Below are 19,618 nucleotides of genomic sequence, written 5' to 3'. Positions count from 1 at the left end.
AAAGGGGCTCTATTTTTTACAATAATCCATAGGTTCATATGAAGAGAGAGAAAAGCTACGATTGCAAGACTGCTCCTGAATCTTGATAGTACTTCCGAAAGTCTGCAATCGTTCTGCGCAAGCCTTCCTGTAGTGGTATGATGGGTTCCCATTGTAAGACTTTTTTGGCTACTTCAATAAGAGGCTTTCTTTGTCGTGGATCATCTTGTGGCAATGGTGCAAAAGTTAGCTGGCTTTGTGAGCCTGTCAAGGCTAAGACTTGTTGAGCCAGTTCTAGAACGGTGAACTCTTTGGGATTACCCAAATTAATGGGCTGACAATAAGAGGAATACATGGTACGACAGATTCCTTCAATGAGATCATCAATATATTGAAAACTCCTACTCTGTTGTCCATCACCATAAATCGTAAGAGGTATACCTTGTAAGGCCTGCGAGATAAAGTTGCTTACGACGCGGCCATCTTTTTCTCTCATACGGGGCCCATAGGTATTGAAGATACGAATAATACGACTATCAAGTCCAAAGCGACGAGAATACTCCATTGTCAAAGCCTCTGCAAAACGTTTGCTTTCGTCATAGCAAGCCCTTTCCCCGATGGGATTTACATGGCCCCAATACGTTTCTGGTTGGGGATGAACGAGAGGGTCGCCATAGACTTCTGAAGTACTAGCCAACAAAAAAGTAGACTTGTCTTGTAAAGCTAGATTGAGCAAGTTTCGTGTTCCTTCACTATTTACTGCCATCGTTTCTAAGCTTAAGCGACGATAATCGGGAGGGCTTGCTGGCGAAGCAAGATGCCAGATAAAGTCAAAGGGTCCAAGAGGTAGCTCAGAGCATTTTGATATATCGCCTTCCACAAAGTGAAAAACTAGGCCGTATTTTTTAGCTTCTTTAAGATTTTCTATTCGCCCTGTAGAAAGGTTATCAATCGCTGTTACCGTATGGCCTTGTTCGAGTAGTTTATCAACAAGATGACTGCCGACAAAGCCAGCACCACCTGAGACAAGAGAACGAGGTGCTTGCTTTTTATCGACCGATTCCGCTATACACAAAACCAAACGCCTCCAATCGTTGACGGTCCAAGAAGTTTCTTCCATCGATTAAGAGGGGATTTTTCATAAGGCTGTGAATCTTTTGCCAATCAACACCGTGAAAGCGTTTCCATTCTGTAACGAGAATGAGACCATCACAGCCTTCTGCCAGATCATACTCATCTATGGCGTAGACAAGAGGCCATTGAGGACGCAGTCGCTTAAGATTTTCCATCGCCACAGGATCAAAAACTTTCACAGTACAGTCACTTTCCATTAATTTTTCTATAAGATCAAGAGCAGGCGCATCTCGCAAATCGTCCGTTTGCGCTTTGAAAGCAAGACCGAGCAAGCCTATCCTACGACCTCGCAAAGTTTTCAAAGCTTGTTGTAGTTTATAGATTGCTCGACTGCGTTGAGAGTAATTATTCTGCAATGACTTTTGCAGTAGTTCGGCCGCATAGCCCATTTTCTTTCCATCATGAATTAAGCCCTTCAAGTCTTTTCCAAAGCAACTACCACCCCAGCCAAGACCGGCTTTCAAAAAAGAAGGTCCTATTCTTTGATCAAGACCCATTCCAAGAGATACCTCATCAATGTTAGCACCAAAAAGATCACATAGATTGGCTATCTCATTGATAAAGGTAATCTTTGTAGCAAGAAAAGCATTAGAAGCATACTTGATCAACTCAGAACTCAAGGGATGAACTTTTACAAAGGGCACTCTTCCTAAGTTCTGTGGCCTTTGAGGACAGAAAGATGGCAATGTAAAACTTTGCTCAATCAGAGGGCGATAGAGCTCTTCTAAAAGAGCCAAAGCTTTAGGACAATAAGTGCCTACAACAATGCGATCAGGATAGAAGACATCTTCGATGGCATTGCCTTCGCGAAGAAACTCGGGGTTGCTAGCAACAGCAAAAGCAACATCTTTTGTACCACTTACTTGAAGACTTTCCTTAATCAGTTCTTCAACCAGTTGATGAGTCCCCACAGGTACAGTGCTTTTGTTAACAACAACATAATAACGATGGGGCTGCATATTCTTCCCTATCTCTAAAGCCGCCTTTTTCAGGTAAGTCATATCGACAGCGCCACTTTGTGGATCCGTTGGCGTACCTACTGCTATGAAGACAATATCACTTTGAGCAAAGAATTCATCTAAAGAGCAACTAAAAAAGAGTTGTTTTTTCTTAACCTGTTCATCAACTAGAATTTCAAGATAAGGTTCATAGAAGGGGATTATACTTTTTTGTAAAGCTTCGATTTTGGCTAGATCGACATCATAGCAACAAACGCGATGGCCTAGAAAGGCAAAAGAAGCACCTGTTACAAGTCCAACATAGCCTGTGCCAATCACAGAAACATTCACTAGATTCACCTCTCATAAAAAAATGGAGCAAAAAACACAAAAAAAGAAAAGCAGTGTTTGAAAAATTGCTAAATTTTTCAAACATCAATTTAGGATATTGAAAAAACAGGTTATTGGTGAAGAATAAAAGACTGCTCTATCTAGCGAGCCCATCAAAGCAACAGCGAAGAATAAAGAGCATATGTTAACTGAAGATGCATATCGTAAAGGAAAATAAAAAACCCATCACAAGGATGGGTTGTTGGGAGTGACTGCTTTGAATGAGGGAGTGTTCACTCAACGATGTCTCTGTCTTCACTTTACGAATTCCTTGGCTAGGGCTTTTTTCGGTGACTTTTATCATGAAGAAAGATTTGTAACAGCAAGCTGGGAAGAAGATTCTCAGATCACCTTACGTAATCATTGCTTTACAATGGCGGAATTAGAACGTAGATATCCTGGAGGGTGGAAGCCAGATCTGATTTTTGTTTGGAGTCCCGAGTTTTATGCCAACCCCCTAGGGCTCTACGAAGCAACGGTACCACTTATCGCTTTGGTAAGTGATTGGAACTTAGGCTTTTCTTCTTTAGCAGCGCATCTTGCCTGCTACGACCATGTATTTATGGATCGAAAAGGTACAGATTTATTTCGAGAAAGAGGCTTTAACCATGTCTCATATGCACCACTTTATAGCTTTAATCCAAAAGAGCATTTTCTAACAGGTACTTTTCCAAGAGATATAGACATTTCTATGGTTGGGAATATCAATCATGAAGTGCAGTTCGAACGTTCTTTCTGGCTAAAAAGACTTTGTAACCTGCGCAAACAAGGCATCCAATTAAAAATAGTGTCGGGACATTATGGTGAGGACTATAACGAGATTCTCAATCGTTCCAAGATTGTTTTTAACCGTTCTATCCGTTCTGAGATGAACCTTCGTGCCTATGAAGCTCCTGCCGCCGGGGCCATGCTGATGCTTGAAGAGGAAAATAGCGAAGTCAGTGACCATTATGAGCCTTTTGTTGATTACGTACCCTACCGAGATGATAACTTTGAGCAATTGATAGCAAAATACCTAACCCATGACAAAGAACGCCAGGCGATTGCAGAACAGGGTCGACAAAAAGTAATGGGTCAGAGCAGCTACAGTCAGCATTTTCGAAAAATTATTAGCATTTTAAAGCAAGAGAATAGGCTTTCTGGAAGTATAAGGACAGGGCGAGAGAAAGATAGAGAAGCATTGCTGCGAGGACAAATTATACAATGTTTCAACGCTTCTCATGGCGCTTTGTTAAGTATGTTACAAGAATTGCTGAAAGAGCGGGGCGTGGCTGTTGAAGAGGAGCAAGAGAGCTGGTGGCTTAATGTTCACGGTTGCTATGCCTTATTAGCAAACAATTTATTAGTGGACGATGGAACAGAAGTTGAAAATGTAAAGTCTGCTCAAGAGGAAAAGGCTCTTGAAAGCATACAACGTATATTAGATTGCTGGAAAAAAGCAAGTGATAGGGAACCTAAATATTTCCTCCCTTTATTCAATCTTTTTAAACTACTTATGGCAACGGGGAGTTTTTCCATAGGACTACAAAACTTTACGGCCATCTATCATCGTTGCCTTATGACTGATCTACAAGGCTTTGAAGGGTTAAATATTTGTCGCCAATACGATGACTTTCGAGTAGAACGAGAGTTGATAAGTTTTTCCAAAAGCTCCGAGTTACAGCGCCATCGTGCATTGACCAATCTTTACTTAAGTGAACTCTGCGAGCTCAAAGGCAAAGCCCATCTAGCTATGGAAGAAACAGAATCAGCCATGGAGGCTTTTGAGAGGAGCTTAGGTCATCGTAGTGACAATGGTCAAGCTCGCTATGAACTGGCCCAGATTCTGTTTCGACAAGGAGACATAGACTTAGCGAGAGTTCACCTAGAACGACTCTTACAGCATAGGCCCTTTTGTTTTGAAGCAGTCATTACTCTCTGCGAAGCCTATTCTCAACTCAAAATGTACAATGAAGCACAATCATTGGCTCAGGACTATCTCCATGTAATTGAGGTGATGCCAGCCTATTGTCAATGGGAGAGCCAATTGCAACGGTGGGTACAAATAGAGGAGAAGGATTCGTCCATACTGCAAGAAGAGATGGATTTATCTGTACCGAGAGATTATGTACTTACATCAGCCTGGGTAGAACAACAAGAACGCCGTAGTGGAGCAAAATATGTTCAAATCGAACCACCACACCGTATAAAGCGTTCCAAACCGAAAACCATAGAGGGTTCCATTCATCCTGAATATTTGAATCTGCTCTCCATTGAGAGCCCTGCTACCTTCGTTGCTAAAATACCGAAAGGCAGGGTCTGGGGTGCCAACGGTACGGTGATTACGCCGGATAATCATCTGCTTGGCGACGTTAGCAAAGTCTTCAGAACAACCTTAGAAGATCACGCCTTGTTCAGTCAACAGATCTTACCAGAGCTTAAAACTATCTCGGGTACTGTCGCTGTACTTTCCCAAGCAGGTTGGTGGAATTACTATCACTGGATGTTCGATATTCTTCCTCGTCTCGCCTTACTCCGCCATGTAGGCTGGGAGCCAGATTATTATATCGTCAATCATAACGTCAATGAATTTAAATATCAGGAACAGACTTTACAGATAGTAGGGATTCCTAAAGAGAAAATTATTTCTCCGAATGATGATTTTTATGTTCAAGCTGATCTACTGCTGGTACCGTCCCATGCAGGTCACATTGATAACATGCCATTATGGACTTGTCAATTTTTAAGGGAGCATTTTCTTCCATCTAGGCAGTCACAGCAAGATTCTGCTCAACGGAGATTATACATTTCACGGGCTAAGGGTTCTTCTCGCCGGCTTCTAAATGAAAGCGAGCTTGTTCAGCATTTGCGCTTCTTAAACTTTGAAGTAGTATACTTGGAAGAATTAACAGTCTTGGAGCAAGCTAAACTTTTTGCATCAGCTGAAGCGATAGTAGCTAGCCATGGTGCAGGATTAACCAACCTGGTTTTCTGTCAGCCAGGAACGAAAGTTTTTGAACTGATGAGTCCTCATTATATTAATCCTGTTTTCTGGGGGCTTGCTAATCAAGTTGGCCTTGACTATTACTACATCTTTGGAGAAGGAGAAGTTCCAGCAGAAATGGGAGATCCCTTTTCGACAGGACAGTATTTATTAGACTTTCAGGTGGATGTGAACAAAGTACAGTCTCTATTAATGATAGGTGGTATCTAATAATGATATCTAACCAGAACTTTGTTGGACCACCATGGGAATATATGACGACCGAAAAGTGGATGGAAACTGAAGAGGCTCGTACAAAGGGAGCTAGTTATCAAAGGGTAGAAAGGGGAGAAGAAATTCCACGATGTCCACCTCGCAGCCTTGAAAAGTCCTTACATTGGAAATTCCGATTAGATGATGTTTTGCTTAAAGGCGAGACGATTGTAACGGAGAGTCCCTTAAATTGGTCTTTATTAAAAAAGCACCTCCACTATAGCCCTGACTGCTTTGTAGCAACCATCCCGCAGGGACGCCTGTGGGGGATAAATGGAACAGTCCTTACACCAGACAACATCGTCCTTTACGATGTATCAGCAGAATCTCAACTATATGAACCTTCTTGTCATCAAGCCTTAGCTATACCTCAACTGCCACCAATGGCAAAAGTAGACCAGACTGTTGCAGTACTTGCCACTTCGTACTCGGACAATTACTATCACTGGACTTTTGACGCTCTGCCTCGACTCTACTTACTCCAACAAGGGAAGCTGAAAGCAGACAAATATTATGTAGATCTCAGGTATTCCTATCAAGAAGAGGCACTACAAAGAGCAGGTATTGGCAAAGAACAGATTATCTACGGAACCGATCAAGTTCATATAGAAGCGAAACAACTGATTGTACCTTCTCTCCCTGGTTTATGGGGATTTATGCCGAAGTGGGCTTGCCAATTTGTAAGATCTCTTTACCTAAGGCCTGAAGAAGTGGTTATGGGAAAGAGTCATTTACGAGGAGTTTATATTTCTCGAGCCAGAGCACCGTGGAGAAAAGTGATCAATGAAAAAGAACTGATCGAGCTTTTGCTACCCTTAGGCATTCGACCCCTTTATCTAGAGCACTTGTCAGTAGCCGATCAAGCTCGCTTGTTTTCCCAAGTAGATGTTGTCATAGCACCTCATGGCGCGGGGCTGGTTAATCTTGTCTTTGCTAGAGCAGGAACGAAGGTGTTAGAGTTTTTTGGACCCAATTATGTGCAAGGTATTTACTGGACTTTATCCAATCAACTGCAGTTAGAGTATTACTATATGATCGGTGAAGGCAAGAGGCCTCCAGAATATCACGACACCTTCCAAATTCACTCAGAAGACATTCTTCTTGATCTTAACAAAGTAAAAGAACTCTTGAGATTTTCCGGAATAGATCAGAGGAACTGATTAGAACCAATAGACATATAATGGACTATCAACAATAGTAAAAAGCGAGGCGGTGCTCAATGAACGATAGTTCGGCTGATCTAACCGTGTCAGTCACAGTAGGACCCAATGAACTAGTAGAAAAACAAGTTTTTTTAAAACCCCATAAGCCTGTACCTGGTGAGCTCGATATACTTTGTTGTGTAGAGTTAAGGAAGTTGTTTCCCGTAGAGATAGAAGGCTATGAAATAGTTGATGATAAAAAAGAAACTCTCGGACCTCCTGTACCTATTCTTGTATCAGCCGTAGACTTTAAGGCGATAGAACAAAAGGTAGTAAAACATACCTTTAAGATACGTGGTGTACCAGAGCTGGCCCAAGTTGTCGACGCCTTTCCAATTAACGTGAAAGAAAAAATTGATATTACAGGGACAGGACAAGAGTTTCGTGAAAATGTAAAAATAACTGTTACTTTTGATCTGGCCATTCTTTTTTCTGTTTTTCGTGATGGCAAAAACAAAATTTTTACACGCCAGATTTACGATTTGTATTGCCTTACTAAATTTTCTGTACCAGAGCCAGAAGAAGGCACTTTGGTTGCCAAAGCGAAAATTATGGCCAATTCACCGGTATGCGTTTTAGATCTAGCATGAAGAATCCATCTTATAGACAATGTAATAAAATGATAGAAACCTTCAGCCTAAAGCAGAAGGTATCTATTTTTTTACGAAAGATTTCCTGTAACGTGGCAAACGAAGCGTCCACGTGCCACCCTAACAAGAGCATTCTTTTTGGTGAGGAAGGACACAGTTAGCGCTGAATAGCTTGACTGTATAGGTAAACTTCTCACAGCGAGTCTCGCAAAACGGTATTACCAATTCTTTAAGAGGTGGTTTTATGCAATCGAAGAATTTGCGGGTTACCAAAATGTTTTTAGGTTGACGGTAGACTTCGGCGATAAAGCAGAAAGTTTCATCAAGACAGTAATGGCAAAGTGGATCTTTCTTAAAGACAATGCGAACCCCACGTGTTTTAACACTATCAGTTGTTACAGGAACAACTCGAAATTCTTGAGGTTTCAAATTTGGAACCAAAATGATTTGATCACGAATACCCATAGAACCTCTTCTCCTTTCAACTAGGTATACTTTATCTAATCTAAGGTATGCTTATAACGAGAAATTGTAACATTATGGAAAAAGAAGATGGTATTCACACAGAAGAGATTCTGCTTGTCAAAAAGACACCTCCTAGCTAAAAGCAGAAGGTGTCTATTGTTTACGAAAACTTTTCTTGTGGGGCTTTCGCTATCGCTTCAATCGCTTGCTGCCCCTTACCCTTATAAAGAGCAATGGTCGCAATATTTTCCCATGCCAAAAAAGAAGTCGTCCCTGTTGTTGAGATAAATTCAGCAGTTGTATGTTGAAGCTGCGTAGCTTGGAGAAAATTTTTTTCTGCTTCTTCTAGATCACCGGTGGCCCAAGCAATCTGACCACGAAGATAATAAAGCTCTCCATAATGTGGAAACAAAGACAAGCCTTGTTGCAAAAACTGTAATGCTTCTTCATATTCTCTTAGATGATAAAGGCATATACTATAGCTTCGACAAAGAGCGGCGAGAAGCGTAGCTGATAGATTGGGTAAGGACAAGGTCTTCTGAAAATGTTCTTTTGCTTTGGGCCATTGACCATTAACGCTGTAACTTACAGCAAGGTTAAAGTGTAGGTTTGCGTTTTCAGGAGATTGAGCAACAAACTCTTCTAGGAGAGCTATGTTGCGTTCTTTTTTTCCTTTATTTTGAAGAGATTTTTGGCTATAGCCGTAATGATGAATGATCAAATCACTTTGACCGATGGTAGCGTAGGGTTGCTCCCTCCTGATACTAGGACCGATTTGCTCATGGATTTTTCCTTCAAATTGATAGGATTTACTGTTTTTGAATAAACGGATCGAGCTGTGTGCAACCGATTGAGTTTTATCATCACTTAAAAAACTAAGAATCTGAAAAGACCAGGCTTCTTCCTTCGATAAAGCGACTAGTGCTGGCAAAAGCTGTGCTGTTTCTAGAGGGAGTTCTTCATCGGCATCTAGAAAGAGAATCCACTTTTTTGTGGCTTTATCAAGACTCTCATTGCGAGCGGCGGCAAAGTCACCAGTCCAAGGAAAGTTATAGACTTGTGCACCATAAGAATGGGCTATTTCTACGGTCTTATCAACTGATCCAGTATCTACAATAATAATTTCATCGACAACATCTTGCGCACTCTTAAGACATCGAGATAGCTGTTCAGCCTCATCTCGTACAATCATACAAAGGCTTATGCTAGAAAGACTATCCACAAAGACCACACCTTTTTTTGCTAAAAAGAAAAAAACTCCCCTCAGCTAACATCAAGGTTCGGGGCGTGGAGCCTAACAAGAGCATTCTTTTTGGTGAGGAAGGATACAATCAGCACTGAATAGTTTGATTGTATAGGTAAATTTCTCACAGCGAGTCTCGCAAATCGGTATTACCAATTCTTTAAGAGGTGGTTTTATGCAATCGAAGAATTTGCGGCTTACCAAAACGTTTTTAGGTTGACGGTAGACTTCGACGATAAAGCAGAAAGTTTCATCAAGACAGTAATCGCAAAGTGGATCACCCTTAAAGACAAGGCGAACTCCACGTGTTCTAACACAATCAATCGTTACAGGAACGACTTGAAAATCTTGCGGCTTCAAATTGGGAACCACAACGAATTGATCACGAATACCCATAGAACCTCTTCTCCTTTCAACCAAGTATTCTTTATCTACTTTAAAGTATGCTTATAACGAAGAAATGTCACATTATGGCAACAAGAAAACTAAAGATATCATAGTTTTTCTTGACACCGTCCAAGCGATGTGATATATTTCCTTAGGAACTACAAAAAAGTAGAAGCCCGCCGCTTCTCACCCAGGAGCTTTCTTCATAAATGCTGATCTGGGTTCATACGTGAAAGGCGATCATGAGGACAGGAACATACTGTTCGGTCACTTTTTTGCGTTCGATGAAGCGGGTGAATACCCGTTTTTTTGTTTTGTCTTGGAAAATAATCAGGGGGTGAACATTTATCAGCAAGGATTTACGCATCAATGAGGAGATCCGCGTCCGTGAAGTTCGACTAGTGGGCTCCGAGGGTGAACAGTTAGGGATTGTTAATACTCGAGAAGCTCTGCGTATTGCAGCTGAGCAGAACCAGGATTTGGTGGAAGTAGCGCCTACGGCGAAGCCACCTGTCTGCAGAATAATGGACTATGGTAAGTATAAGTTCGAGCAGAGCAAGCGAGAGCGAGAAGCGCGGAAGAAGCAAAAGATTGTCAATATCAAAGAAGTGAAACTTCGTCCGAATATTGAGGATCATGACTTTGATGTAAAAGCTCGCAACGCCATACGTTTTCTTGAAGATGGTGACAAAGTAAAAGTAACCATCATGTTTCGTGGACGTGAGATCACTCATCCCGAACTAGGTCGACAACTTTGTGTCCGCCTGGCAGAAGTCTGCAAGCCCTATGCAAACGTTGAACGAGATGCCAAGGTTGAAGGACGGAATATGATCATGATTCTGGCACCAAAGACGGATGCACAACGGGAGACTGAGAAAAAGCGGGAAAGCCGAGGTCCTAAAGCGGCGAATGTAGAAACCCCAGAATAAGCATGCACAAGCCCCAAGGTTGGCGATTGAAGTATAGAACGCTTCAATGACCATGCTCTTTAATATCGCTACAAGGAGTGGAACCACATGCCTAAAATGAAAACCCACCGGGGAGCTGCGAAGCGTTTTAAAAAGACGGCCACCGGAAAGTTTAAGGCAAAAAATGCTTTTGCCCGTCACATTCTTGAGAAAAAATCAGCCAAGCGGAAGCGCAATCTCCGCGGTACATCTGTCGTAAGCAAGAGCGAAGCACCGAAGCTAGCTAAGCTACTTCCTTACAGCTAATTCATAAAAATAAATACAAAGCCTTAGGCTACTGGAGGTCTTCACAATGGCTCGAGTAAAAACGGGAGTAATGTCCCGCAAAAGACATAAAAAAGTATTAAAGCTGGCCCGTGGCTATCGCAACGCCCACTCTAAGCTGGTTCGTACAGCTAAGCAATCGGTTATGCGCGCCATGGCTTTCTCCTATGCACACCGCAAAAAGAGAAAAAGCGATTTCCGCAAACTTTGGATCACCCGGATCAATGCAGCAGCTCGCATGAACGGTCTGTCCTACAGCACCTTCATGAACGGACTGAAGCAAGCAGGCGTTACCGTAAATCGCAAAATGCTCGCAGAACTGGCTGTCAACGATCTACCTGCATTCAACAAATTTGCAGACTTGGCCAAAACACAACTTAATTCCAAGTAATGAAAAAGCAAGGCTTGATCGAAGAGATCGTGCCTTGCTTTTTTTCATAATTTCAATGTAGGAGGCGCAAACTTGCAAACCTTTGCTTCAGATCAAAACAAACGAGTGAAAGAAGCGCGCACCCTCTCTCGCAAAAAAGGACGCACTACGGCAAAGCGCTATTTAATAGAAGGAAGAAGGCTCATTGAAGAAGCTGTCGCTTCTAAAATTCAAATTGATTACTTTCTTTATACAGAACGCATAGGGCAGCAAAAAGCAGGCCAAGAACTTGTAGCAGCCTTACAAAGCCAGGGCAGTGAGGGCTTACTCGTCAACGATAAAACCTTGCAGTCTATCAGTGAAACAGAGCATAGCCAGGGAATCATCGCGGTAGCGCCTTTGCCAGAACCATCGCGTTGGGAAGAAGTTGCACAGAGCAAGAAGCTTCAGAATACGAGGAAGCCCTTTCTCCTAATTCTCGATGGATTGCAAGATCCAGGCAATGTGGGCACCATACTTCGTTCTGCAGAAGCAGCCGCTGTGGATGCTGTTATCATGACAGCCGGGACAGCCGATCCGTTTAACCCCAAGGTAATTCGCGCTTCCATGGGCTCCATCTTTCGTCTTCCCGTCATCATAGCACCAACGGAAGAAGCGATAGAGCAAATTCTAGCAGAAAAAGAATGTACTCTTGTCGTTGCCGATAGTGGTGGAGAGCAAGCTTATTACAACTTGCCTTTACAAGAAAGCAAAAGCCTAGCCCTTGTTATTGGCAGTGAAGGTCACGGGCCAAGCGCTTATTTTCGTGCAAAAGCCGACCACATTGCTACCATACCCCTGGCTCCACCTGTAGAGTCCTTAAATGCTGCCATTGCAGCAGCCGTCTTACTTTTTGATGTGGCCAAAGGGCGCCTCCCTTCAGTTGATTCACCCAACAGGCTGTGATATAATCGATACTAGCTGGTGAACCCTGGAACGCGGAGAGGTTGTGGTGTGTAAATGATTTCCGCTTGCTTTTTCTGGCGTATTTTCGAGAAGACGGGTTCCATTACAGCCTATATGCTGTACAGAAGATTGCTCGTGCAGTAAGGACACTCAATAGGAATCGGACAGTAAATGAAAGAGAAATGCGAAGAACGGGAAAAGTACTCTCTATAACTCTTCCTAGGGAGACGAGCGCCGCAGACTGGAAGCCTCGTTGAAGAGTGAGAGAGGAAGTTCACCCCGGAGCAGCAAGTTGAAACCGAGAAAGAAAGCCATCTCTTAGCGAAAGAGCGATGGTTTTTCTCGGTGTGTAGGCTATGACGGCATTCCCACCGTTACCGGGAAGCGACCCATTTCATGGGTCGGCCGAGAGGGTTCTGTAGAATGAGCAGAGCCTAACGGGGTGGTACCGCGGAACAATAACTTCCGTCCCCATAAGGGGATGGGGGTTTTTTTGTTTATCGATAAGGAGGACAAGATGCGCGCAGAACTAGAACTGATTCGGGCAGAAGCATCCCGAACATTAGATGAAGTAAATAACTCAGGAGAACTCCAAGACTGGCGTGTTCGCTACTTAGGAAAAAAAGGTCAACTCACGCAAGTACTTCGTGGTATGGGCAAGCTCTCAGCAGAAGAAAGACCTATCATAGGCGCTTTGGCCAATGACGTCAGGGCAGCCCTTGAATTCATGCTTGAAGAAAAAGGAAGACAGCTCAAAGGAAGGGAAAAAGAAGCGCAACTTGCAGCTGAATCCATTGATGTTACTTTGCCTGGAAAAGTACACAACTTAGGTAGCAAGCACCCTTTAACGCTCGTCATTGACGAAATCAAAGAAATCTTCTTGGGCATGGGCTATTCCATTGCTGAAGGGCCGGAAGTGGAACTCGACTACTACAACTTTGAAGCTCTTAACATTCCCAAAGATCACCCCGCAAGAGACATGCAAGACTCTTTCTACATTACGCCAGACATTCTCTTGCGAACCCATACGTCGCCCGTTCAAATCAGAGCCATGGAAAAACAAAAACCCATCGCCCCCGTCAAAGTCATCTGCCCCGGCCGCGTTTTTCGCCGTGACGATGATGCCACTCATTCTCCCATGTTCCATCAGGTAGAAGGATTACTCGTAGACAAAAACGTTACCTTTGGTGACTTGCGAGGCACTTTGCTTACCTTCGTACGCCAAATGTTCGGCCCCAACCGAGAAATCCGCCTGCGACCTTCCTTCTTCCCCTTCACAGAACCAAGCGCCGAAGTGGACATCTCTTGCGTGATCTGCGATGGCAAAGGCTGCCGTGTCTGCAAAGGCTCAGGCTGGTTAGAAATCTTAGGTGCCGGTATGGTGCACAAGAAGGTCTTAGAATATGGTGGCTATAACCCAGACGAAGTAAGAGGCTTTGCTTTTGGCATGGGCGTAGAACGCGTCGCCATGCTTAAGTACAGCATTGATGATATGCGCTTGCTTTACGACAATGACATGCGCTTTTTAAGTCGCTTCTAAATAGAAATGGTAACAATAACATCGCTACAAGAAGGCGAATAAGAACAAGGGTGAAATAGAATGCATGTATCCACAGAATGGCTTAACAGTTATGTTCAATCGGGTCTCAAATCGGAGCAACTAGCCGATAAACTTACGAGAGCCGGCATTGCTGTAGAAAACGTCATCTACCGTGATCAGGGCTTGGAAAAAGTCGTCGTAGGCTATTTACAAGAAGTAGAAAAGCATCCCGACGCCGCCCGTCTTTTCATATGCAAGGTCGACACAGCCTCAGAAGTCTACACCATTGTTACAGGCGCAGACAACGTAAAAGCAGGGCAGAAGGTGCCTGTCGCCATACCAGGCGCTAAATTGCCCAATGGCCTCAAGATTAAAAAGACCAAGCTACGAGGCATTGAATCATCAGGTATGCTCTGTTCAGCCGAAGAGCTGGGCTTAAATGAAAAAACCATTGCCCCAGAAGATCGAGAAGGCATTCTCATTCTTTCCGATGATGCCGTAGTAGGTCAACCGATTGCACAGACCCTTGGTCTCGATTCTCCTGTTCTAGAGCTAGAGCTAACACCCAACCGGGCCGATTGTCTTGCTGTGCTCAACGTGGCTCGCGAAGTCTCTGCCATTACAGAGAAGCCTTTACAGTTCCCGACGATTGCAGTAGAAGAAAAAGGAACAGGTACGATTGAAGGACAAGCTTCTGTAACCATAGAAGATCCCGAGCTTTGTGGCCGTTATGCAGCCCGTCTTTTTACGAATTTGCGCCTTGGCCCATCACCCGCTTGGATGCAACAACGTCTACAAAGTGCTGGAATGAGGCCAATTAGCAATATTGTAGATATTACCAACTATGTTATGTTAGAGCTCGGTCATCCTTTGCACGCTTTTGATTATGACACCATTCAAGAAGGTCATATCATCGTTCGGCGAGCGCAGGCCGGAGAAAAGCTGATCACCCTCGATGGACAAGAAAGAGAACTCAACGCCGAGAATCTTGTCATTGCTGATCGGGAAAAAGCAATTGCTTTGGCTGGTGTAATGGGTGGCTTGGAAACGGAAGTTACAGCATCGACAAAAAGCATCTTGCTAGAGGCGGCTCACTTTCATCCAGCTTCCATTCGTCGTACAGCAAGACAAGTGGGACTCCGTTCTGAAGCATCGCAGCGATTCGAAAAAGGTGTTAACATCGATACCGTTACACTAGCCATCGATAGAGCCGCTCAGCTCATTGAAGAACTCCAAGTTGCCGATGTAGTGCCTGGTACCATTGATGTATATCTGAAGCCAGTCCAAGAACGTAGCATCTTCTTTCAGACGGAGAGAATCAACAGCCTCTTAGGCACAGACATTGCCGGCACAGAAATGTCTCGCTACTTTAACAACTTAGGCTTTGTTGTTCAATGGAAAGAGAGTCAAGAAGGGCTGGAAGGACAGGTGCAAATCCCCACATATCGCCAAGATATGAAAGATGAACATGACCTGGCAGAAGAAGTGGCTCGTCTCTATGGCTATGACAATATTGCTACGACTCTTCCAAGTGGTGTAACAACAACGGGACAACGAACCTGGCCCCAGACAGTAAAAGAGAAAATGATACAAACCCTGGTCGGGAGTGGCTTCCGAGAAGTCGTCACTTTCTCTTTTATCAACCCTCGCCATCTTCAAAAATTGAAAATGGCCGAGAATAGAGAATCCTATCCCGTCATTCCTGTACAAAATCCTTTAAGTGAAGAGCAAGGGATATTGCGACCTACGATAGTAGCGGGCTTGCTTGACGTAGCATCTCGCAACGCCAGTCGAAGAACAAGCGATCTAGCTATTTTCGAGCTTGGTGGCACCTTTCATCCTCGCCAGTTGCCTCTCCAAGAACTTCCCATTGAGAACTGGAAACTTTCAGCGCTGGTAATGGGGAAAGAGCCCATTCACTGGAGTGGTTCCAGGCAAAATTATGATTTTTACTACCTCAAAGGCATTATAGAAAAGCTCATGGAAAGCTTAAAAATCGAAGGCATTCAGTGGGAAGCGCTGCAAAAATGCTCTTATCTCCATCCTGGGCGAAGTGCTCGACTTTACAAAGAGGAAAAAGATACAGTCCTAGAGATTGGTGTCTTAGGAGAAGTCCATCCTGATGTTATTGAGGTCTACGATCTTCCTGAAAGAGCGGTAGTCATGGAGCTCGACGTAGCGGCTTTAACAGAACTAGCCCAGACGAAAGGCTACTACAAGCCCTTGCCTCGTTATCCCTCTACCGATCGCGATATGGCCATGATACTTCCCTTATCAGTACCTGCGAGCAAGGTTGAAGCTATCATTGCCAAACGAGGCAGTAAGCTCCTAGAGAGATGGCAGCTTTTTGATGTCTATCAGGGAAATCAGATTCCTGAAGGTTATCGTAGCTTAGCCTATTCTTTGCGTTATCAAAGAGCCGATCGCACCTTAACGGATGAAGAAGTGAACAAAACACACGATGCTATCAAAGTGGCTTTAACAGAAGAACTAGGCGCTCAATTTCGTTAAAGCAACCCCCCCGATCGCGCTAACGACGAGCGGGGGGTTTTTTTAACTCCTTACCGAAAAATAGCAGGGTTTTTTCATCAGTGCATCGAAAGGATAAAATAACCAATCGAAAGATCCAAAGAAAAAGTCAATTATAGACCAGAACGCATAATCCCATAAAGCAATGCAGCAGGATAGGCTAAGAAGCGAAAAGGAGGGCAAGGTGTGCGTGAAGAAGAAATGTACAAAACCACAGTTCGAATATTCGGAGAACCCTACACAATCAAAGGAGCCGTAACACCAGAACATATGGAGGAAGTGGCTTCTATTGTCAATGAGCGGATGGAGCAGATTAGTCGCAAAGCACCGCACCTTTCCGTTGCCAAAATCGCAGTTCTGGCCTCTTTTCACTTGGCTCACGATTTGATGAAATTGCAAGAAGACTACGATGACCTAATCAAGCTACTGGAAGATTCCCACTCATCAAAAACAACGAACCCTTAGAAAAAAGCGCCATAATGTTATAGAGGCGCTTTTTTCCTTGCTCTATGGGCAAAATAGCCTGAAGGAGGAGTCGGGAATGCATAACCAGGAAATCGCCTGGGCTCTTTCTGAAATTGCGGATCTGATGGACATTAAGGGAGAAAACCCCTTTAAAGTAAGAGCCTTTCGCCAGGGTGCACTGATAATAGAAGCCATCGAAAGCCCCGTGACAAAGCTCGTCGCTCGCAATCAACTCTCTAAGATCAAAGGCATTGGTAAGGGGCTTTGTGCAGAAATTGAAGCCCTTGTCCATTACCAGGAAAGTCACTTGCTTGATAAACTACGTCATGAAGTGCCGCCTGGTTTGCTAGAAATTCTGAACTTACCGGGAGTCGGTATTGCTAGTGTTCGATCTTTTTACAAAGAAGGCATTACTACCATAGAAGAACTAGAAGAGCTAGCAAGAGCTCGGAAGGTTCGACAACTTCCAGGTCAGGGTCCGAAGACAGAGATGGCCATTTTACGAGGCATTGAAATGATTCGTCGACGAAGCGGAAAATTTCCCATCGGTATTGCGAAGCCTGCTGCAAATAGCTTTGTTAACTTCTTACAAAATCTCTCTGAAGTCAACCGCGTAGAAATTACAGGTGACCTTCGACGCAGTGAAGAGATGGTACAAGAAGTTTCCATACTTTGCACTTCTGAAGAGGAAGAGCTCTTGGTTGACTTGCTGAAAAAGCATCCTTCTGTTAACAAAGTGATAGAAGAAGGTACAAGACATCTTCGATTCCGCCTTCCTTTTGGACTGCCCGTGCAGATTGAAATTGTTTCTGAAGAAGAATTTATTCCTCGCTGGATTGAGACAACAGGCTCAAAAGCGCACTGGCAAGCCTTACAAGCGCGCAAGAATGGAACGGCCACAGCCTTTGAAAATCATGAAAACAAGTGGCAGCAATTTCTCTCTTCACAAGAAGCAGAAGAAATCTATTACCAAAACTTTCATCTTCCTTGGATACCACCGGAATTAAGAGAAAAGGGAGAAGAAGTAGGGCAAGCAGTACGAGGTGCTTTGCCCAAGCTAATAGAAGAGCGCGACATTCGAGGGGACCTGCACATCCATACCAAGTGGAGTGATGGAGTATCCACCTTAGAAGAGATGGTGGCGGCAGGGCGTGACCGCGGTTATGAGTACATGGCCATCACAGATCACTCTCAATCGCTTCATATTGCTCGTGGTTTAACAGAAGAGAAGCTTCTTGAGCAAAGAAAAGCAATTCAGAATTTGAACAAAGGGCAAAAAGACTTCACAGTTTTAGCGGGCGTAGAAATGGATATCTTAACAGACGGTCGCCTTGATTATCCTGATGAATTTCTAGAAAAGATGGATCTGGTCATTGCTTCTGTCCACACCAACCTAAGACAAGATCGGCATAAGATCCACAATCGTATTGAAAAAGCGCTTAAAAATCCCCATGTCGATATTCTGGCCCATCCGACGGGAAGGTTGCTAGGGTCAAGAGATCCCTATGACGTTGATCTTGACTGGTTGTTGGATCTCGCAGCAAAGACAGGGACCATCCTCGAGATCAATGCATCGCCTGAAAGACTCGACCTATCGGCTACGCATGCCAGGATGGCCAAAGACCGAGGGATTATGATTGCTATCAATACAGATGCCCATGATCGAAACCGCCTTGCTGACATAAGCTATGGCATCAATAATGCCAGAAAAGCAGGACTAGAAAAGAAAGATGTTCTTAATTGCCATCGACTCAAAGAAGTCAAAAAGATTCTAAAGAAACCGAAAGGCTAGCTCTACTCACCACGATAGGAGGAAGCAACGGTGAAATTAAAAGATGTCTATCGACGCATGGTCGCTCTAGGAATAGAAGCAGACCCACGAGGCAAAAAACAAGTAGAAGAACTTCTAAAAGAGCGGCAAAAAGAAAAGGAAAAAGCCAAAGGCGATGATTCTGAAGGTTTTCAGGAAGATACTTTATTCAACCCCTATAGTGATACGGCCATTCTTTATGGTGAAGAAACTCGGGAAATAAAGCGCATTCTAGTAGGCATTGATATTGAAGTCGGCGAAGTATTATTGGCCGATAGACTTCGAGAAAAAGGCGAGGCTATTGATTTAATCATGGCTCATCATCCTGAAGGCAAAGCCTTATCTGCGCTCCATAAAGTAATGCATATGCAAGAAGATTTGCTACATCAAATCGGTGTACCCATCAATATTGCAGAAGGTATTATGGCCAGTCGTATTGGAGAAGTTCGGAGAGGGCTGGCTCCTCTCAACCACAATCGAGCTGTCGACGCAGCCCGCTTGCTAGATCTGCCCTTGATGTGCGTCCATACGCCGGCAGACAACCAGGTTCAAACTTTCTTAAGCAGAGTAATTGAAGAAAGAAACCCTAAGAAAGTTGATGATATTCTAAAGCTACTCAAAGAGATTCCTGAATACAAAGAAGCGGCCAAAAGAGGTTCTGGCCCTACGCTATTTGCTGGTAAAAAAGATGGGCGCTGTGGTAAAGTCATTGTTGATATGACAGGAGGCACTTCTGGTTCAGAAGAAGCTTATGCTCGACTGGCTCAAGCCGGTGTAGGTACCATTGTAGGAATGCATATGGGAGAAAAACATCGCAAAGAAGCAGAAAAATACCATATTAATGTCGTCATTGCAGGCCATATGGCCAGTGACTCTCTAGGAATGAATCTACTGCTTGATGCGCTGGAAAGACAGGGCATTCAAGTCGTTGCTTGTGCAGGGATGATCCGATACAGTCGAAATGTCCAGTAAAATAATAGAAAGAGCCTCTTTCTCTTTTACCAGAAGAGGCTCTTTTTGCTTAATATTTCTAGCTAGAATCCGCAAGAAAAGACGCATTAATGAATTCAACACAATGTATACTGCATAATAGGTGAACTGTTGTTGTTACAAGAAAATAAATTTGTTATGATAAGCAAGAAACTTCAATGAGGAGGTGAGACA

The 19,618-nt window shown here is 43.7% G+C and carries 18 protein-coding genes and 1 other annotated feature; of the genes, 13 read left to right on the top strand and 5 right to left on the bottom strand.

Annotation, left to right across the window (positions count from 1 at the left end):
- Positions 1-55 precede the first annotated feature (55 nt).
- Together FTV88_RS12425 and FTV88_RS12420 are read right to left on the bottom strand one after the other, a co-directional pair.
- Entirely contained in the window at positions 56-1,054 is a 999-nt protein-coding gene (locus tag FTV88_RS12425) for a UDP-glucuronic acid decarboxylase family protein (RefSeq protein ID WP_243137143.1), read from the bottom strand.
- Positions 1,029-2,402 carry a UDP-glucose dehydrogenase family protein gene (locus FTV88_RS12420; protein WP_153725909.1) on the bottom strand — a complete coding sequence of 458 codons (1,374 nt, stop codon included), beginning with the start codon at positions 2,400-2,402 and terminating at the stop codon, positions 1,029-1,031. Before FTV88_RS12420 ends, FTV88_RS12425 begins: the two co-directional genes overlap by 26 nt.
- A gap of 256 nt (positions 2,403-2,658) precedes the next feature.
- Between FTV88_RS12420 and FTV88_RS12415 the strand changes: the two genes are divergently transcribed.
- Genes FTV88_RS12415 through FTV88_RS12405 form a run of 3 tightly spaced genes read left to right on the top strand, consistent with a single transcriptional unit; the run spans position 2,659 to position 7,468 of the window.
- Positions 2,659-5,634 carry a glycosyltransferase 61 family protein gene (locus tag FTV88_RS12415; RefSeq protein ID WP_153725908.1) on the top strand — a complete coding sequence of 992 codons (2,976 nt, stop codon included), beginning with the start codon at positions 2,659-2,661 and terminating at the stop codon, positions 5,632-5,634.
- Positions 5,635-5,636: 2 nt separating this feature from the next.
- A complete protein-coding gene (locus FTV88_RS12410) occupies positions 5,637-6,836 on the top strand; it encodes a glycosyltransferase family 61 protein (protein WP_153725907.1) in 1,200 nt (399 codons plus the stop codon).
- Positions 6,837-6,895: 59 nt separating this feature from the next.
- Entirely contained in the window at positions 6,896-7,468 is a 573-nt protein-coding gene (locus tag FTV88_RS12405; RefSeq protein WP_153725906.1) for a hypothetical protein, read from the top strand.
- A gap of 120 nt (positions 7,469-7,588) precedes the next feature.
- Here the strand turns inward: FTV88_RS12405 and FTV88_RS12400 are convergent, their stop codons facing one another.
- The 3 genes from FTV88_RS12400 to FTV88_RS12390 form a co-directional block, all read right to left on the bottom strand.
- The gene (locus FTV88_RS12400; protein WP_153725905.1) at positions 7,589-7,933 is read right to left on the bottom strand and encodes a hypothetical protein; all 345 of its coding nucleotides are present in this window, start codon (positions 7,931-7,933) and stop codon (positions 7,589-7,591) included.
- A 160-nt stretch (positions 7,934-8,093) separates the two neighbouring features.
- Positions 8,094-9,155 (bottom strand): glycosyltransferase family 2 protein, encoded by a 1,062-nt coding sequence (locus FTV88_RS12395; protein WP_153725904.1) that lies wholly within the window; start codon positions 9,153-9,155, stop codon positions 8,094-8,096.
- A gap of 72 nt (positions 9,156-9,227) precedes the next feature.
- Entirely contained in the window at positions 9,228-9,572 is a 345-nt protein-coding gene (locus FTV88_RS12390; protein ID WP_153725903.1) for a hypothetical protein, read from the bottom strand.
- A gap of 338 nt (positions 9,573-9,910) precedes the next feature.
- Between FTV88_RS12390 and infC the strand changes: the two genes are divergently transcribed.
- The 10 genes from infC (at position 9,911) to FTV88_RS12340 (ending at position 19,426) form a co-directional block, all read left to right on the top strand.
- Positions 9,911-10,492 carry a translation initiation factor IF-3 gene (gene infC / locus FTV88_RS12385; protein WP_153725902.1) on the top strand — a complete coding sequence of 194 codons (582 nt, stop codon included), beginning with the start codon at positions 9,911-9,913 and terminating at the stop codon, positions 10,490-10,492.
- An 87-nt stretch (positions 10,493-10,579) separates the two neighbouring features.
- Positions 10,580-10,777: a 50S ribosomal protein L35 gene (gene rpmI / locus FTV88_RS12380; RefSeq protein ID WP_153725901.1), complete on the top strand. Its 198-nt coding sequence runs from the start codon at positions 10,580-10,582 to the stop codon at positions 10,775-10,777.
- 46 nt (positions 10,778-10,823) lie between these two features.
- On the top strand, positions 10,824-11,186 hold the full coding sequence (gene rplT / locus FTV88_RS12375; RefSeq protein ID WP_153725900.1) for a 50S ribosomal protein L20: 363 nt from the start codon (positions 10,824-10,826) through the stop codon (positions 11,184-11,186).
- A 72-nt stretch (positions 11,187-11,258) separates the two neighbouring features.
- Complete coding sequence (locus FTV88_RS12370) at positions 11,259-12,110, top strand: TrmH family RNA methyltransferase (protein ID WP_153725899.1); 852 nt, start codon at positions 11,259-11,261, stop codon at positions 12,108-12,110.
- A gap of 54 nt (positions 12,111-12,164) precedes the next feature.
- Positions 12,165-12,254, top strand: coding sequence for a YqzL family protein (locus FTV88_RS16190; RefSeq protein ID WP_170285774.1), 90 nt, complete (start codon positions 12,165-12,167; stop codon positions 12,252-12,254).
- 34 nt (positions 12,255-12,288) lie between these two features.
- Positions 12,289-12,586: a binding site (T-box leader), on the top strand.
- A gap of 41 nt (positions 12,587-12,627) precedes the next feature.
- A complete protein-coding gene (locus tag FTV88_RS12360; RefSeq protein ID WP_153725898.1) occupies positions 12,628-13,650 on the top strand; it encodes a phenylalanine--tRNA ligase subunit alpha in 1,023 nt (340 codons plus the stop codon).
- 60 nt (positions 13,651-13,710) lie between these two features.
- Positions 13,711-16,161, top strand: coding sequence for a phenylalanine--tRNA ligase subunit beta (gene pheT, locus FTV88_RS12355; RefSeq protein WP_153725897.1), 2,451 nt, complete (start codon positions 13,711-13,713; stop codon positions 16,159-16,161).
- 204 nt (positions 16,162-16,365) lie between these two features.
- Entirely contained in the window at positions 16,366-16,644 is a 279-nt protein-coding gene (locus tag FTV88_RS12350; protein ID WP_243137141.1) for a cell division protein ZapA, read from the top strand.
- Between the two features lie 76 nt (positions 16,645-16,720).
- Positions 16,721-18,436 (top strand): DNA polymerase/3'-5' exonuclease PolX, encoded by a 1,716-nt coding sequence (gene polX, locus FTV88_RS12345; RefSeq protein WP_153725896.1) that lies wholly within the window; start codon positions 16,721-16,723, stop codon positions 18,434-18,436.
- Positions 18,437-18,466: 30 nt separating this feature from the next.
- On the top strand, positions 18,467-19,426 hold the full coding sequence (locus FTV88_RS12340; RefSeq protein WP_153725895.1) for an NGG1p interacting factor NIF3: 960 nt from the start codon (positions 18,467-18,469) through the stop codon (positions 19,424-19,426).
- Positions 19,427-19,618: the final 192 nt, after the last annotated feature.

This window comes from Heliorestis convoluta, from assembly GCF_009649955.1.
Taxonomy (GTDB): Bacteria; Bacillota; Desulfitobacteriia; order Heliobacteriales; family Heliobacteriaceae; genus Heliorestis; species Heliorestis convoluta.
The sequence above is the reverse complement of the archived record's forward strand: the minus strand, read 5'-3'. Positions and strand labels throughout refer to the sequence as shown.

What these genes read in the sequence shown, in the direction of transcription:
- FTV88_RS12410 (WP_153725907.1), top strand. Translation starts at nt 5,637, where the DNA reads ATGATATCTAACCAGAACTTTGTTGGACCACCATGGGAATATATGACG.
- FTV88_RS12405 (WP_153725906.1), top strand. Translation starts at nt 6,896, where the DNA reads ATGAACGATAGTTCGGCTGATCTAACCGTGTCAGTCACAGTAGGACCC.
- FTV88_RS12400 (WP_153725905.1), bottom strand. Translation starts at nt 7,933, where the DNA reads ATGGGTATTCGTGATCAAATCATTTTGGTTCCAAATTTGAAACCTCAA.
- FTV88_RS12390 (WP_153725903.1), bottom strand. Translation starts at nt 9,572, where the DNA reads ATGGGTATTCGTGATCAATTCGTTGTGGTTCCCAATTTGAAGCCGCAA.
- rpmI (WP_153725901.1), top strand. Translation starts at nt 10,580, where the DNA reads ATGCCTAAAATGAAAACCCACCGGGGAGCTGCGAAGCGTTTTAAAAAG.
- rplT (WP_153725900.1), top strand. Translation starts at nt 10,824, where the DNA reads ATGGCTCGAGTAAAAACGGGAGTAATGTCCCGCAAAAGACATAAAAAA.
- FTV88_RS16190 (WP_170285774.1), top strand. Translation starts at nt 12,165, where the DNA reads ATGATTTCCGCTTGCTTTTTCTGGCGTATTTTCGAGAAGACGGGTTCC.
- FTV88_RS12360 (WP_153725898.1), top strand. Translation starts at nt 12,628, where the DNA reads ATGCGCGCAGAACTAGAACTGATTCGGGCAGAAGCATCCCGAACATTA.
- pheT (WP_153725897.1), top strand. Translation starts at nt 13,711, where the DNA reads ATGCATGTATCCACAGAATGGCTTAACAGTTATGTTCAATCGGGTCTC.
- polX (WP_153725896.1), top strand. Translation starts at nt 16,721, where the DNA reads ATGCATAACCAGGAAATCGCCTGGGCTCTTTCTGAAATTGCGGATCTG.